Annotated in this window: 13 protein-coding genes and 1 pseudogene; 9 read left to right on the forward strand and 5 right to left on the reverse strand. The window is 53.4% G+C overall.

Annotated elements, in window-relative coordinates:
• Positions 1 to 40 precede the first annotated feature (40 nt).
• From H8S56_RS24865 to H8S56_RS12455, 9 genes and pseudogenes are all read left to right on the forward strand, one after another.
• Positions 41 to 424 (forward strand): polymorphic toxin type 24 domain-containing protein, encoded by a 384-nt coding sequence (locus H8S56_RS24865; protein WP_187518799.1) that lies wholly within the window; start codon positions 41 to 43, stop codon positions 422 to 424.
• Complete coding sequence (locus H8S56_RS12420; protein WP_235986781.1) at positions 424 to 903, forward strand: hypothetical protein; 480 nt, start codon at positions 424 to 426, stop codon at positions 901 to 903. The genes H8S56_RS24865 and H8S56_RS12420 overlap by 1 nt, the downstream gene beginning before the upstream one ends.
• 425 nt (positions 904 to 1,328) lie before the next feature.
• Positions 1,329 to 1,718 (forward strand): barstar family protein, encoded by a 390-nt coding sequence (locus tag H8S56_RS12425; protein ID WP_187518800.1) that lies wholly within the window; start codon positions 1,329 to 1,331, stop codon positions 1,716 to 1,718.
• 759 nt (positions 1,719 to 2,477) lie between these two features.
• Positions 2,478 to 3,908, forward strand: coding sequence for a hypothetical protein (locus tag H8S56_RS12430; protein ID WP_187518801.1), 1,431 nt, complete (start codon positions 2,478 to 2,480; stop codon positions 3,906 to 3,908).
• Complete coding sequence (locus H8S56_RS12435; protein WP_187518802.1) at positions 3,889 to 4,158, forward strand: hypothetical protein; 270 nt, start codon at positions 3,889 to 3,891, stop codon at positions 4,156 to 4,158. The genes H8S56_RS12430 and H8S56_RS12435 overlap by 20 nt, the downstream gene beginning before the upstream one ends.
• A 111-nt stretch (positions 4,159 to 4,269) precedes the next feature.
• A pseudogene (locus H8S56_RS12440) lies at positions 4,270 to 4,680 on the forward strand (IS5 family transposase); the annotation flags it as partial.
• Between the two features lie 300 nt (positions 4,681 to 4,980).
• Positions 4,981 to 5,466 carry a hypothetical protein gene (locus H8S56_RS12445; RefSeq protein ID WP_187518803.1) on the forward strand — a complete coding sequence of 162 codons (486 nt, stop codon included), beginning with the start codon at positions 4,981 to 4,983 and terminating at the stop codon, positions 5,464 to 5,466.
• Positions 5,463 to 5,705, forward strand: a complete 243-nt coding sequence (locus H8S56_RS12450) for a hypothetical protein (RefSeq protein ID WP_024686652.1) — start codon at positions 5,463 to 5,465, stop codon at positions 5,703 to 5,705. The genes H8S56_RS12445 and H8S56_RS12450 overlap by 4 nt, the downstream gene beginning before the upstream one ends.
• A gap of 173 nt (positions 5,706 to 5,878) precedes the next feature.
• On the forward strand, positions 5,879 to 6,409 hold the full coding sequence (locus H8S56_RS12455; protein ID WP_187518860.1) for a glyoxalase superfamily protein: 531 nt from the start codon (positions 5,879 to 5,881) through the stop codon (positions 6,407 to 6,409).
• 193 nt (positions 6,410 to 6,602) lie between these two features.
• Here the strand turns inward: H8S56_RS12455 and H8S56_RS12460 are convergent, their stop codons facing one another.
• The 5 genes from H8S56_RS12460 to dnaN form a co-directional block, all read right to left on the reverse strand.
• The gene (locus tag H8S56_RS12460) at positions 6,603 to 7,529 is read right to left on the reverse strand and encodes a LysR family transcriptional regulator (RefSeq protein ID WP_187518804.1); all 927 of its coding nucleotides are present in this window, start codon (positions 7,527 to 7,529) and stop codon (positions 6,603 to 6,605) included.
• Between the two features lie 115 nt (positions 7,530 to 7,644).
• Positions 7,645 to 8,910 (reverse strand): diaminopimelate decarboxylase, encoded by a 1,266-nt coding sequence (gene lysA / locus H8S56_RS12465; protein ID WP_187518805.1) that lies wholly within the window; start codon positions 8,908 to 8,910, stop codon positions 7,645 to 7,647.
• Between the two features lie 422 nt (positions 8,911 to 9,332).
• Positions 9,333 to 11,750: a DNA topoisomerase (ATP-hydrolyzing) subunit B gene (gene gyrB / locus H8S56_RS12470; RefSeq protein WP_024686648.1), complete on the reverse strand. Its 2,418-nt coding sequence runs from the start codon at positions 11,748 to 11,750 to the stop codon at positions 9,333 to 9,335.
• A 4-nt stretch (positions 11,751 to 11,754) separates the two neighbouring features.
• Positions 11,755 to 12,858 carry a DNA replication/repair protein RecF gene (gene recF / locus H8S56_RS12475; RefSeq protein WP_024686647.1) on the reverse strand — a complete coding sequence of 368 codons (1,104 nt, stop codon included), beginning with the start codon at positions 12,856 to 12,858 and terminating at the stop codon, positions 11,755 to 11,757.
• A gap of 21 nt (positions 12,859 to 12,879) precedes the next feature.
• On the reverse strand, positions 12,880 to 13,983 hold the full coding sequence (gene dnaN / locus H8S56_RS12480) for a DNA polymerase III subunit beta (protein WP_024694924.1): 1,104 nt from the start codon (positions 13,981 to 13,983) through the stop codon (positions 12,880 to 12,882).
• Between the last annotated feature and the right edge of the window lie 32 nt (positions 13,984 to 14,015).

The raw sequence follows: 14,015 nt of genomic DNA on the forward strand, positions 1-14,015 counted from the left end.
GCCATACACCTCGACTGTATCAACGGATGCTGAGACTGGCATGCCGTATGCCCACCCCGTAAAGGAGGCTGGTGCAAAAGTCTCGACTAGCATCAATTCTGTACCTCGCAACGCAAGTGATCTCGTCGGAGGTCCGCTTGAAAACGCCACTACGATTAGCGGCCGTTTTAAGCTAGATGGTGGCCCCGCAAATGGAGCTGTATATCGAGCCGATAATCAAGGAAATATCACCGGCTATGCTGTCTATGATTCATCTGGCATGATTGTTAAGCGTGTTGACGTGACAGGTGCAGCTCATGCTGATGTGTCAACACCACATGTAATAGAATATGGCAGAAATACGTTGCCGGACGGGACAGTCAGGGTTCAGTCACCGTATACAAAATTAGCTCCACGGCCTACCACCCCGGATGAGATTCCGTAATGAAGATTCAAACAATTAGACAGTTTAGCGGCTTGGGCAGATACGAGTTATGGGCGTCAAGCTGGGCAAAAAAAGATGATATCGATATATTTTCTTATGTAAGCGCCATGTGCAATCCTGAGGATTGCCTAGTCTTTTGCAGGCTTTTGTTTCCTGACTTTTTTGTTAGTGAAGGTGCAGTTTTTTTAAGTTTCAAATACGATCATGATGCTTTTATCGTATGGCTAAACCAGTTTGATGGTGATGCACGCGCGGTTGAAAAAATAATGAATCACACCCATTTATACGATGTTTTTGCAGGCTGCACGGATGAGGTTGATGATGTTATTTTTGAACAGCTAGCTGAAATCATTGCTTTATCATGGCGGCTAGCCTTGAAAGAAAAATTTCCAGATAGTAAGTTTTCTGTGGATGTTTCTAATTCAGATCAGGATTACGGTCCTACTGTTACTTTTTATCAGATTTCTGAGCAGTTCTAAAAGGTGGCAGTTCTAGTGGTTTTAGTGGCGGTAAACCAACTATTATGGATGATCCATATAGCCCGAATGCTGCTACTGAAAGGTCTAGCGTAAATAGATACTATTATGATCGGAGAAATGCTGCCGATGAGTTTTCTGCTGGTCTTCCAGACTATGCAACGCATTCAACAGCAAAGAGCTATGAGTCAACGGCGCCAAGAGATCTGAACGAGCAGACTTTGTGGAACAGAGTGATAGAAAATCCCTCAGCCGGTCGTGATACAAAACTAGCGGGCGATAAAGACTTCCCGCGGAGTGAGGGATGGAGAAAAATGGAAGTAAGTCACCGTTTACCTAGCGGAGAAAATATAACCATCCACTACCAGTACAACTCCATAACCGGCAAAGCATACGACATGAAAAGTTGATCCAATTAAGAGGTAATCATGACGAGTATTAACTCTTTGAAAAAAGCCTCGACAGTTTCGATCCACTTTGTCCGCGCTGAAGAAATTAAGCATGCGTTAGACTCTCTAGGAGGTATGGTAGCTACAGGCTCAATAGTGAATGTAAGGTCAGATAAGGATTTGTTTGCAGTTGTGGCGTCGGCAATGAAGTTTCCAGATTATTTTGGGAATAACTGGGACGCTCTCGACGAGTGTCTGGATGATATGGGTTGGTTTCCTGCTGACAGTTATTGTCTCGTTCTACGCGAAGCGGCTAAAGGATGGTCTCAGGCCCCATATGCGTTGGGGTGCTTTGCAACGGCCTGGTTGGAAGCAGCTGAATATTGGGCGAAAAGCGGAACGCCATTCCATTTGGTGTTCGTTATGTAAGAGCTCCAAAAGCAACTGGGACAGCAGGAACGCCTCCAGTAGTGCATGGTAAGGGTTCAAACTTGGACTATTTTAATGCCCAATAGCAATCAAACATATGTATGTCCGGTCTGCAGGTATCCTGATCTTGATGAGCCGGCGTATGACAGTTTTGGCTGTGCCTCGTACGATATTTGCCCGTGCTGCGGGACGGAGTTTGGGTATGATGACTCGACAACCGCTCATTCCGATTTACGCGGAAAGTGGGTGTCGGAGGGAATGCAATGGTGGAGCAAGCATCGACTCAAACCTAATGATTGGGATCCGGTCAGGCAACTAGAAAACAATTAGATGCTTTATTAGTTGGTACAAAAGGTCTTGGCAAGGACTACGTTGACATTCGTTCGCCAGAAGCGAAGCAACATATTTTATACGGCGATAAAACAGGTAGCGGTGGGCATATGTGGCCATAGTAGGTGAAGGGTATCATGGCAAATTTAGTGGCGTCAGCGTAGGCGATGATCTTCGAAGTTTAGAAAGGTGTTTTGATATTGTGTTCAATGATGCGGATGATGACTTTCTTCTAAAAGAAAGTGACAGCATATTGACGGGTATTAGTTTTATTACGGACTACAGAGCTTCCTTGGAATATGCACCAGAACAAGTTATCAAGTTTATATCGATACATGACTGGTCCCTTCGGTAAAAAATAGCTTCAACGTAACGCTCCGAGTTGATCAAGCATTTTCAGTTTGGTCCACAACTGCAAGGCCGGTGCCGTTGGAGGCGTTGCCTTCCGTGAGGCCGGCCAAGCGCAATATCATCACCAGCCTGGTGTCCGGTATCGCGGCCACGGCGAGCAATGCGGCGACCGCCAACGTCGATAACAACTGGCTCGCCACCCAACAGGAAGTGCAGTACAAAAAAGAACTCGCCGAGGCCAAAACAATCAGCGAAGAGCTGCGCGTCGTTGCGAAGTGGGAAGGCACTTCCATGCGCCAGAATGTCCTGACCGGCACAGGCATCGCCAAAGGCTTCACCGAGGGCATGGCGGGTACAGGCCTAGACACGCTCAACAGTGCCGTCAGCTTCCTGCGCGACCCCGAGGAAAGCCTGATCGCGATGAAGGCGTTCGCCACCTCATCTGAGGCGCAAGTCCAGTTGGGCAAAGAAGCAGCCGCCATGCTGGAGAGGCAGCTCAACGAAATCGATGAAGCGTTCGACAAAGGAGGCGACGAAAACTCGGAAAGCCTGGGTTACAAGATGGGACAGGCCGCCGCCATCAGCATCGGTGCGATTGCGAGCGGTGGCAGCGGTACAGCCTCCAAATCACTGACCCTGTCCCGAATGGGCATCGACATTTCCAGCAAGAAACTCGAAGAAATCGCCACCACTGTCAAACTCAAAGGCCTCAAGAAAGAAATCGCCGAACTGGAACGGCCGCCGGGCAGGGACTCGGATGTGCCGATGATCGAGCCGGAAACCCCGCCCCGCGTTGCCGATGTAGAGAGCCGGAAGATTACTCTGCCCTCTTACTACCGTGAAGATAGCTCGGCGGGAGCATCCTTCAACAAGACGGGAGGTCTGCCTGAGGGCTACCAGCGAGTCATCAACACCAGAACCGGAAACGTAGAGGTTGCCGGGCCTGACGGCACGCTCTACCTTCAGACAGCAGACGGTGGACTCACACCCAAGGCCGGGGGTAATCTGGCCCAGTTGGTTAAGGCTGAGCGTGAGATTGCAGGTGCAAAAGAACTTGGGAGAGTTGATCCACCCATCCCGAAAGTTGATGTTACAAATGACTTTATGATGAAGCAATTCAATGATGGGGGAGTCCAGCTCAAGTATGGCGATCCTGATGGCGTAGCAGGATTGGTCGTGAATGTGGATAAAGCGGGAGTGCTGGGATTTGAAATTCGTGCTGCACAGAATCATCCCTACTACGATGCATCAGGCACTGATATGTTCGCCAGCGCAATGCAACGCCTCGGCAATGAAGGCATCAAGGTCAATCAAATCCGTGGGGCTTGGGAGGCGGGCACTGACAGCGTTAACACTGCTCGATATCTCGAGAATATTGCCAATGGAATGTCAAAAGAAAATGCTGCTTTGAATACATGGACAGGCCAAATAGCCCAAAAGTACGGATACGGAAAGGTTGAGAAAATTGAAACCATTGGAGGCATCAATTATGTCACCTTTAAAAAATAACAATTTGTTAGCCCAGGTGCTGGAAGGAAAAATGCCGAGCACTGTACTGAACTTGATGTTAGAGGCTGATCCTGAGTTGGATAAGTATGTTTTAGCAAATTTTTTTTTGGAAGAGTTTGATCGTTTGGATAGCAAAATCCTTCCTGTAATATGGAAATGGAAGAGTACCAAATCTATTAGAGGTATTTCTGACCAACAACTTGATGAGGCAATACTTGCGCAAATGAGGATGGCGGGCTATATGGTGTAGTTAGAAGTAGGAAGGGTCTTAGGCTCTGTACGAAATCATCTGAAACTCATTTCAACCCAGCAAGCGTCGGGAGTCAGTAAAGTCCGCGTCCATCAACGGCAGGAGCCCACGATTGCCAAACGTTACGAACTCCCCGATGCAGCCTGGGATTTGGTTGCAAACATCTTCAGTGAACCCCGCCTAACGGACGCCCAAGGGCAGATGATCGGCTGGTGCTCAACGGCGTGCTCTGGGTGCTCTGCTTGGGTGCTGCCTGGCGCGGCATGCCCGAACGCTTCGGCCCATGGTCAACGGTTTATCAACGCTTTCGTGACTGGCGCAATCGCGGGACGTTCGATCAGATGCTCAAGCGGCTTCACATCAAGCTGAACGATCAAGGGTTAATTGATCTGGAGACCTGGATGATTGACTCCACGGCGGTACGTGCAACCCGGGCCTCTTCTGGTGCTGGGAAAAAAGGAGCCTGAAGAACCGCAAGACTACGCCCTCGGTCGAAGCCAGGCCTCGACACGCTCAACAGTGCCGTCAGCTTCCTGCGCGACCCCAAGGAAAGTCTGGTCGCGATGAAGGAGTTCGCCGCGTCAAACTCTACGTTGACACGGCGGGCTTCCGGTCAAACGACCAGGCAGCTCGCGTTCAATCGACTGTCGATTTGCTCTACCGGCCACCATCATTACTGCAGACCACATCTGACTGAATTGCCAGATGTCTCTTACCCAATACCCAGCACTATCAGACAGACGCTCGCGATTCTTGAATGGAAAAATACGCGCCGAGCATTGGTCTTGTTCATCCACAAGATCCATCGATAGAGATCTGGACTTGAACAAGCAGAAATTTCGGTATCAGGGCCATTTTGGCGTGGTCTTCAACGTCAATTCGTTTACCGTCGCGCCATCGCATCGCCCCGTGTTGCGTCAGGTCTTTTTCTGCGAGCCTGGATCGCAGTGCTACAAAGTCAGCGACCTCATCGTTGAAACCTACGACCGAATGCTTGCTGATCAGCGACCGTGCGACATGGTGGTAGCGATTTCCAACCCGCTGACCCGAGAACAGGCTGATCTGTTCAATCAACAGCGTATCAAGATAAGTGCAGTTGCTGCGGGTGCCGTCAGTTTAGCGGCGAAACCCGCTGGTATTTATGGCGCTCCTGCAGGGCCGGCGGTATCGGCATTTGTGTACAGTCGTTTGGAAGCCCGCCATGCAGGCGACGTGATTGTGGCGGTCGATGCCAAAGTCGTGGGTGGCATTGGTCCGCAGCACACTTCAACATCACTGCTGATCAAGGTCGGAGGCGGCAGCCAATGAGCGACGTTATTATCATCGGCATTTCCCTGGCGGCAGGGCTGTTGATTTCGTTCGGAGTACAGCCTCCACGCTGGAGGGTAGGGCTGGGCACTTCGCTGATTGCGGCAAGCCTGATCGCCATTTTCTTGCTGCCTCTCGCGCCCGAGGGCTTTCATTATGTTTACGTCGCTGCCTGGGCTACAGGACTCGATCTTGTTCTTAACCGCAACCGGTATGTAGTCGCTCACGATGGGAAGTAAGCACTTCCCCTGCGCCGCTCTGCCTGTGTACCATCCTCCACGGGCCGATGCTGCCCGCCGCTCGCTCCGAAAGGAAAGGTGAAAGCATTTCTTCTTCCAACTCAATCGCATCTTCTGAACCGGTCGAGGCTTGGCAACGCGAGCACCCGCATGCTTCGACTCCGGGAGGAATGATGTTATCCATCGAGCAAGCCAAGCAGTTCGCCAAGACGTTGCGTGCGTCGCTGGAAGCCCGTGATCAGCCTGTGTCGCACTCTGCGGCCCTGGAGCTGGTAGCGCAGCAATTGGGTTACAAGGACTGGAACACCGCGTCGGCGCTGTTGCCTCAAGACACGGCGCAACCTGCGATCACGTTCAAGAGCCCGATACCGATATTACGGATGTTCGACGAGGCCAAAGCACGTGAGTTCTACCTGGACTTTCTGGGTTTCAATGTGGAGTTCGAGCACCGTTTCGAGGCTGACTTACCGTTGTATCTGGGCATTATCCGAGACGGGTTGCGGCTGCATTTATCCGAGCATCATGGCGATTGCAGCCCCGGCTCGACGGTGTTCATCCCTATGCAGAATATTCAGATGTTGCGGGACGAGTTGCTGGCCAAGCGTTATGGCTACGGCCGCCCTGATATTGTCGAGCAGGGTTGGGGGAGAGTGCTGGAGGTTCACGATCCATTCGGAAACAGGATTCGATTCTGTGAGGATTGAGTAACCTGTCACCTCATTCAGCGTGTGATGAAGCCGTGCATTCGATTTTGGGTGCACGTTTTCATGTTTGTCGCAGAGCGACGCTCTTAGCGATAGGGTTGCCAGTTTCCTGTCTGTCTTTAGATTGACCTCATGCTCGACGCCAGGCTGGTACTCCTTACCGCTGAGCAGCACAAAGCGTTCACCGTGAACGCTAGTGATTGACTGATTGCAGCTCTTTCATAACGCAGGACAGCTCCTTGCTCGTCGTGCGGATACAGTCAATGAATGACTCTATGATGTGTGAGGTGGCTCGCTGGCTGGGTCTGACAATGCTGACTGTGAAAGGGATGGAAGCCGAAAGTCTTCGTACCTGAAGGCCTTGGCTCGCATAGACATGCGCCGCAAGCGGATTGATGATCGACACGCCCACACCATGCAAAACCATCTGGCAAATTGTCGCTGAATTGTCGACTTCAAGGACTTGCCCGCGATTGATACCGTGTGTGCACAACAGATTGTCCAATGGGTGCCGATAAGGATCGTTAGGCGCCAAGTGAACAAACGTATAGTCCGCCAGGGAAGCTGGATCAATCACCGCTTGGTGGCACAGAGGATGAAGAGGGGGAAGTATGCACACCTCGTCAAGACGCAGTAACGGCTCAGCCGTTGTCCCCATGGGTGCTCGGGAACCTTCAATCAATCCGAGATCATGGGACTGCGACGACAGGCTTTCTTCCAATAGCGGCGAGTCATGTGTCGTCAGGCTGAAGCTCAGTTCAGGGTAATCCAGCAAAAACGTTGAAATCGAGCCGGGCAGTAATGTTTGCGACAGAATCGGCAAGCTGACGACTGCCACCTTTTCATACAAGCCTTGTTTTATTTCTGCGGCCGCCAAGCCGATTCGCGCCAAGCCATCATAGGTTTTAATGATTTCATTATTAAGCGCGAGCCCTTGTCGAGTGGGCTTGAGTCGACCTTTGGTTCGTTCGAATAACTGCATGCCCATGGAGCGCTCGAAGCTGGACAGGTCTCGGCTGATGGTGGGCTGGGATGTGCCTAACGCGTCAGCGGCTCCAGTGATACTCCCGGCCGCCATGACGGCTTTGAATATCTCAACGTGTCTGAGTGAAACCTTCATGTTCAATCCTTGATCACCTGACCACACGTTTTAGGCTAAAAAACATCAGTTCTATCGTTATTTTTTGATCGGCCGGTCATCGATTCCTGCGAGTAACGGCGTACGGCTTTTAATCTCAAGTCAGAAGGGCGGGCAGTAATTGCCCGGCTTCAAGTTCCAGCTTCAAAAGGTCGGCATAGGTCTGGCGATGCCGGATCACTTTCAGCTGTTCGCCGTCTTTCAAAATCTCTGGCAGCAACGGGCGCGTATTGTAGTTCGACGACATGCTTGCACCATAAGCACCGCAGTCATGGAAGATCAGCAGGTCACCAACCTCCACCTCGGGCAGCAGATAGGAGATGACTTCCCCACCTTCCTTTTGAGTGAACACATCGCCTGATTCGCACAAAGGACCGGCAATGACCGTCGGCCGCAGGCCTTCGCACTTTAGTTGCCCTGTAGGGCTGACGACGCTCACGCGATGCGATGCACCATACATGGCCGGTCGCATCAGATCGTTGAAGCCCGCGTCCACTAGAACGAAAAAGTTCTGACCCATGGTTTTGTAAGCCCGCACTTCGGCTACCAGAATGCCGGCTTGTGCAGCCAGGTAGCGGCCAGGCTCGATCTCCAGACTTACAGCGTGCCCCAAGAACTGTTCGATTTCCTGACGCGCCGAGTGCCAGAGTTGGAAATAATGCTCCGGGTCAATTTCCCGCTCATGCTCAGCGTATGGAATCGACAGCCCGCCGCCCGCTGATATCGCTTCAATGTCAGCGCCAAGCTCCTTGACCTCTTTCACCATGGCATCGCAGACGCGCGCCAGATGCTCATAGTCGGCCCCCGAACCGATATGCATATGAAGGCCGACCAGCTTCAACCCATGACGGCGGATCAGCTCCATGCTGTTTCGGATCTCGGTGTGCCATATCCCGTGCTTGCTGTGTTCCCCACCGGTGTTGGTCTTGCGCGTGTGGCCATGGCCAAAACCCGGATTTACCCGCAGCCATACTTTATGCCCAGGGCTTACCGCTCCCAGTTGCTCAAGCATCTGGGGAGAACCCGCATTGACCGGGATCTGCAGTTCAGCCAGACGGCCAAGGGTGCCTGCATCAATCAGGTCTGCGGTGAAGACAATGGGTGAGTGAGGGCCTTCAACGAGATAGCCGGCGCTAAGGGCACGCTCGACCTCTCCGAGGGAGACGGCATCGATCAATACACCTTCTTCGCGCATCAGAGACAGGATATGGATATTGGAACAAGCCTTCTGGGCAAATCGTATTAAGTCGAAGGACTTCAGTTGCCTGATCTGCCGCCGGATGATCGACGCATCGTATAACCAGAACGGCGTGCCAACTGACTGGCTCGCCAGGATGATGGAGCCGAGTAGATCTTTCGTCATGATTGTCCTTAAAAGACGTGCAGTCACTAAACCAGGCAGGCGGGGCGGATTGAAAGCCATCCGGATGAATATAAGGTCACTCAGGCTAAGGCCATGAAAGTGTCGGTCTTTTTTCGCTCACGAGGAGGCGCGTTGCAACCAGCGTAGTCCGCTGATCAATGCTCAGGTGTGCGGCCGGAGTGCGTGCTAAAAGGTGGCTTTTACAGAAGTGACCAACTTATCGTAAAAACGCGGAGGAGAAAAATATCCTCTTTTCGGCCAAGCATTCATTTTTGATATGGCCTGACAACATTGTTCCTGCACCAGAAGGATGGCGAATTCTTACCCAAAAAAAAGCCAACGCTTAATAGCGTTGGCTTTTTTGTCTAGCGCGATTCAACTCATGCTGAGCGTTCTCATTTATGTTGAGAACTTACCCGTCGTCAGAAGTCCAGATTGGACACTGCCAGCGCGTTGCTCTCGATGAAGTCACGGCGTGGTTCGACCGCATCACCCATCAGGGTGTTGAAGATCTGGTCAGCGCCGATGGCGTCTTCGATGGTGACCTTGAGCATGCGACGCACGCTTGGGTCCATGGTGGTTTCCCACAGCTGATCCGGGTTCATCTCACCCAGACCTTTGTATCGTTGAATGGTGTGACGCTTGGTGCTTTCTGCCATGAGCCAGGCGAGGGCATCCTTGAACTCGGTAACCTGCTTCTTGCGCTCGCCACGTTGCACGTAGGCGCCTTCTTCCAGCAAGGAACTGATCTGCAGGCCCAAGGCCGTAACGGTCTTGTAATCGTTGCTGCCGAAGAAGTCGCGGTTGAAGGTGACGTAGTTCGACAGGCCGTGGGAGATCAGTTCGACCTCTGGCAGCCAGACGTTACGTTCACGGTCTTCGCGCAGGCTGGCCTTGTACACCAGACCCGACTTCTCACCGGTGCGCAGACGGGCATCGAACAGGTCGAGCCAGGACTGCATGGCGGCGTGGTCGGAAAGCTGCTCCAGCGTGACGGGCGGCAGGTAAACGAAGTGCTCGGTCAGTTCCTGAGGGTACAGGCGCGACAGACGCTTGAGCGTCTTCATGACCATGCGGAAATCGTTGACCAGGCGCTGCAGCGCCTCACCGGAAATGCCCGGCGCGGAGTCGCTGAGGTGCAGGCTGGCGTCTTCCAGAGCCGACTGGGTCATGTACTCTTCCATGGCCTCGTCGTCTTTGATGTACTGCTCCTGCTTGCCTTTCTTGACCTTGTACAGCGGCGGCTGAGCGATGTAGATGTAACCGCGCTCGATCAGCTCGGGCAACTGACGGAAGAAGAACGTCAGCAGCAGGGTACGGATGTGAGAACCGTCGACGTCAGCATCGGTCATGATGATGATGTTGTGATAACGCAACTTGTCGATGTTGTACTCTTCGCGGCCGATGCCGCAGCCCAGCGCGGTGATCAAGGTGCCCACTTCCTGCGAAGAGATCATCTTGTCGAAACGTGCTTTCTCGACGTTCAGGATCTTGCCCTTGAGCGGCAGGATGGCCTGGGTTTTACGGTTACGCCCCTGCTTGGCTGATCCGCCAGCAGAGTCCCCTTCCACCAGGTACAGTTCAGAGAGGGCAGGGTCTTTCTCTTGGCAGTCGGCGAGTTTGCCCGGCAAACCGGCAATGTCCAACGCACCTTTACGGCGGGTCATCTCACGGGCCTTGCGGGCAGCTTCACGAGCGCGCGCGGCGTCGATCATCTTGCCGACAACGGCCTTGGCTTCGTTCGGGTTTTCCAACAGGAAGTCCGAGAAGTATTTGCCCATCTCTTGCTCAACGGCGGTTTTGACTTCGGACGAAACCAGCTTGTCCTTGGTCTGCGAGCTGAACTTGGGATCGGGTACTTTCACCGAGATAATTGCGGTCAGGCCTTCACGCGCATCGTCACCCGTCGTGGCAACCTTGTGCTTCTTGGCCAGGCCTTCCTGCTCGATGTAGTTGTTCAGGTTACGCGTCAGCGCAGAGCGGAAACCAACCAGGTGAGTACCACCGTCGCGCTGCGGGATGTTGTTGGTGAAGCACAACAGGTTTTCGTTGAAGCTGTCGTTCCACTGCAGGGCAATCTCGACACCGACACCATCGTCACGCTGGACGTTGAAGTGGAACACTTCGTTGACCGGCGTTTTGTTGGTGTTCAGGTATTCAACGAATGCACGCAAACCGCCTTCGTACTTGAACAGTTCTTCCTTACCGCTGCGCTCATCTTTCAGCATGATGCCGACGCCGGAGTTCAGGAAGGACAGTTCACGAATCCGCTTGGCCAGAATGTCCCAGCTGAAGTGGATGTTCTTGAACGTGTCGGCAGAAGGCTTGAAGTGGATCTGGGTACCGGTCGTATCGCTCTCGCCTACAATCTTCATCGGTTCCTGTGGAACACCATGAACGTAGGTCTGCTCCCAGATCTTGCCGCTGCGACGCACGGTCAGCAGCAGAATTTCCGAAAGGGCGTTTACAACGGAGACACCCACGCCGTGAAGGCCGCCGGAGACCTTGTACGAGTTGTCGTCGAACTTACCGCCAGCGTGGAGCACGGTCATGATGACCTCGGCTGCCGACACGCCTTCTTCTTTATGCACGTCTACCGGAATACCGCGGCCGTTGTCGCGAACGGTGATCGATTCGTCCGGGTGGATGATGATACTGATGTCGTCGCAATGGCCTGCCAGCGCTTCGTCGATCGAGTTATCAACTACCTCGAATACCATGTGATGCAGACCGCTACCGTCGTCTGTATCGCCGATGTACATTCCGGGACGCTTGCGTACGGCATCAAGTCCTTTCAGCACTTTAATGCTGGACGAGTCGTACGTTTGATTTTCGCTCATGCAATCACTCCCGATGGTCGTGGGTCTGGGTGATACGGCCTTGTTCCACGTGGAACAAAGCGACTGGCGTTTCCGTCTGCCAGCCTTCCCTCAAAAATTCTTGATCTACACAGGTGATAAAAACCTGGCAGCGTAATTCTTCCAGCAAACGGCAGAGCGCTCGGCGATGGTTGTCATCCAGTTCGGAGGGCAGGTCATCGACGAGATAGATACACTGGCCGCGTCGGGCCTGGCTAACCAGATGCCCTTGAGCAATGCGCAACGCGCAGACCACCAACTTCTGCTGACCGCGTGACAAAATATCCGCGGCATTGTGAGCGCCCAATCTAAGGCGCAAGTCAGCGCGCTGTGGTCCGGCCTGGGTATGCCCCATCTGCTGATCGCGATTCAGGGAAGAAGCGAGCACTGTGCTCAGCTCTTTTTCCTTGTCCCAACCTCGGTAATAGCTCAGGGTCAAACCTTCAAGCTCAACAAGCTCGCTCAAAGTTTGCTCAAAGACTGGCTTCAATGCCTTGATGTACGCTCGACGAAACTCATCGATTTCGTCACTCGCTAGGCACAGCTCTCGGTCCCATGCCGCCTGCGAAGCGGCGTCAAGTGTACCATGCCGAAGCCACGAGTTTCGCTGCCTCAAGGCCTTCTGGAGGCGCTGCCAAGTGGCCATGAAACGTGGTTCCACGTGGAACACTCCCCAGTCCAGAAACTGCCTGCGAATCTTTGGCGCGCCTTCGAGCAATCTGAAACTGTCCGGATTGATCAATTGCAACGGCAGAATTTCAGCGAGCTGTGCTGCGCTGCGTGCATTCTGCCCATCGATGCGGATCTGAAATTCACCTTGCCTGTCACGTGAAACACCCAGGCTGCTATGACCGCCCTGGGCGAGTTCAACCTGGCCGAAGACCGTGCACGAAGGTTGCTCGTACTGGATGACAGGAAGTAGACGGCTGCTGCGAAACGAACGGGCGATACCCAGCAGATGGATGGCTTCCAGCACGCTGGTCTTACCGCTGCCGTTGGCACCGTAAAGGATATTGATACGCGGGGAGGGGGAGAGGGTCACCGGGTGCAGATTGCGCACCCCGGTGACCGAGATGCGGCTAAGAGACATCTAGGTTGCGCTGTGCATGGATTACAGACGCATCGGCATGACGACGTAAGCAGAGTCGTCGTTGTCCGATTCCTGCACCAGCGCACTGCTGTTGGAGTCAGACAGAATCAGACGCACTTGTTCAGTGGTCATGACACCCAGCACGTCGAGCAGATAGCTCACGTTGAATCCGATCTCCAGAGAAGCACCGTTGTACTCAACGCCGATCTCTTCTTCTGCTTCTTCCTGCTCAGGGTTGTTCGCCTGAATCTTGAGCTGACCATTGGCCAGTTGCAGGCGAATGCCGCGGTACTTTTCGTTGGACAGAATCGCCGTTCGGCTAAAGGCTTCACGCAACGCCTGACGATCACCAAGCACCAGCTTGTCGCCGCCTTTTGGCAGAACGCGCTCGTAGTCGGGGAATTTGCCATCGACCAGTTTGGAGGTGAACGTGAACTCGCCGGTCGTAGCTCGAATGTGGTGCTGACCCAGAACAATGCTGACCAGGCCGTCTTGCTCGGTGAGCAGGCGCGCCATTTCCAGAATACCTTTGCGTGGCACGATGACTTGATGACGATCGGCATGTTCGATGTCTGCCGTCATGGAGCACATCGCCAGACGGTGACCGTCTGTGGCAACGGCGCGCAACACGCCTGCACTGACTTCCAGCAGCATGCCGTTGAGGTAGTAACGGACATCCTGTTGAGCCATGGCGAAGCTGGTGCGCTCGATCAGACGGCGCAGTTTGCTCTGCACCAGTTCGAATTTCAGCGAGCCCGGGCCTTCTTCGACGGTCGGGAAATCATTGGCTGGCAGCGTGGACAGCGTGAAGCGGCTGCGACCGGCCTTGACCACCAGCTTGGCGTCGTCGACCTTGATATCGATCAGCGCGTCATTGGGCAGGCTCTTGCAGATGTCCATCAGCTTGCGCGCAGGGACGGTGATTTCCCCTGGCTCGGCAGGCTCTTCCAGCTGGACACGGCCAACCAGTTCCACTTCAAGGTCCGTACCGGTCAGCGACAGCTGCTGACCTTCGACGACCAATAGCACATTGGATAGCACCGGCAAGGTCTGGCGGCGTTCAACCACGCCGGCGACCAATTGCAGGGGTTTCAACAGGGCTTCGCGTTGAATGGTGAAATGCATGGTCTAGTCCCTTGCCTTAATAAGCTGCACTG

It is taken from the genome of Pseudomonas triticifolii (genome assembly GCF_014358015.1).
Classification (GTDB): domain Bacteria; phylum Pseudomonadota; class Gammaproteobacteria; order Pseudomonadales; family Pseudomonadaceae; genus Aquipseudomonas; species Aquipseudomonas triticifolii.